At 55.8% G+C, this 1,832-nt stretch carries 1 protein-coding gene; it reads right to left on the minus strand.

All coding sequences use genetic code 11. The features are described 5' to 3' along the window. Positions 1 to 779: 779 nt before the first annotated feature. Positions 780 to 1,832: MFS transporter (locus AC1DRJ_RS26205; protein WP_477804709.1), on the minus strand; the 1,053-nt coding region annotated here is incomplete at its 5' end.

Raw genomic sequence — 1,832 nt, forward strand, 5'->3', positions numbered from 1 at the left:
GTCCCGCTCCTTGCGTTTTTCGTCAGCGGTTTAGCAGCCAGCACATCGTCGCGCACCAGCTTGCGATTCCCAATTGAGGAAGTTACTTACTTCCGCTGGATGTTTCTGGGAAAGCCCTCGATCTGCGACAGTTGCCGTAGCTTGTTGACGCCGACGCCGACGCCGAATTGACCCAGTGGCCGAGATGTCACTGACCCAGTCTTATTCCTCGCGAACCGTTGCCTATGCTGGATTTCTGCCTACTTGGGGTRGKGCAGTCTTGTGTCGGCACGTGGGTCGATTCGGCGTCAGCGTCTACACAGACGGCTCAAGCGGGCGTATCTGCACTTATTTATAGCTACGTTGAGTGGGTGGATGAGCAACCGGATTGGGCYCGYTTTGTATTTCAAAGYCGCTACGCAGTCTCAAACGGGCCTTTCAAAGACGARTTGCTTGAACGCAATAAACAACGCAACAAGCAACTGCTGGAMTGGATGAGTATCGAGGGTCGWAARGAGCWGTTCAGTCACCTTCCCACAGAACTCATACCYTCTCTCATCATCGGARCGACGGAAAGCTATTCGCGTGCCTGGCTTTCCGGGAGRGTCAAAAAAAGTCYGAAGGTGTACCGYGATTTTCTCGCGAAGGCYGCRTGGRRCTCRATCAKGCAAAGCTGATGCACGSGTTACRGCCTTACTCCGGATGGYGGCCAAATCATCGACAGCGCACGCTGACRGTYACGTCMAATTTCCGAGAGTATTCTCCCCGAACCGCAATACATGCCTTGGCGTGTCTTGCGGTTATTTTAAGCAATGCATTACCAATGCAACAGGCTCCCGCGATGCTGCGCGTGCAGCCAAGAAGGCAAGAACGGCCGCCACGCCTAGCAAGGTGGCGCTCAATTCGAAGGTCGCTTGATAGCCGCTCGCGTCGAAGACCAGCCCGCCAACGGTTGCACCAGACGCAATAGCGAGTTGGATGATCGCCACCATTAAACCGCCTCCTGCTTCAGCAGAGTTTGGCAGCGTCCTCGCCAGCCATGTCCACCAACCAACGGGCGCTGCAGTCGCAATCAGTCCCCATGCGCCAAGCAAGACGGTCGTGGTGGCCGCAGAGCTACCGTATGAAACAAGCGCCAGTGCAATCATCGCCATCAAGATCGGGATGACGATGAGGGTTCGATGCAGACCCTTTTTCAAGAACGCTTCAATTAGGAAGGTTCCTGCGAGGCCCGCAAGGCCCAGGACGAGCAACATCAACGACAGCATGGAAACACTGACGTGTGTGACCGTTTCAAGGAATGGGCGCAAATAGGTAAACAGCATGAACTGGCCCATGAAAAACACACTGACCGCCACCATGCCTAGCGCGACCGGCACGCTTTTCATCAACCTGAAGACGTTTCCAGCGCCTGAACCGCTTTGCGCTTTCATCGGTGGAAGGCTTAAAGACAGCCATACACAAGCGACTATCGCGACTGGGATGACGCACAAGAACGCACCGCGCCAGCCAATCAAGGCGCCAAGAAAACTGCCCAATGGTGCTGCAATCACAGTCGCCAATGCGTTGCCGCCGTTGACGATTGCCATGGCGCGTGTGACCTGGTCATCAGGCACAAGGCGCATGGCGGTTGCCGCCGACAGTGACCAGAAGCCACCAATCGCAACACCGATCAGCGCGCGCCCGATCATGAATACCCCGTAGTTCGGGGCGAAAGCGACCACCGTTCCGGAAAGGATCATCAACAGCGTCAGTGAAAGAAGTAGTGGTTTACGATCAACCCGCGCCGCCACCAGCGGGATAAGAAGGCTGGTGAATAAGGCAAACAGTCCCGACACGGAAATGCCCTGACC

This window comes from Pseudomonas sp. P5_B2 (assembly GCF_056400445.1).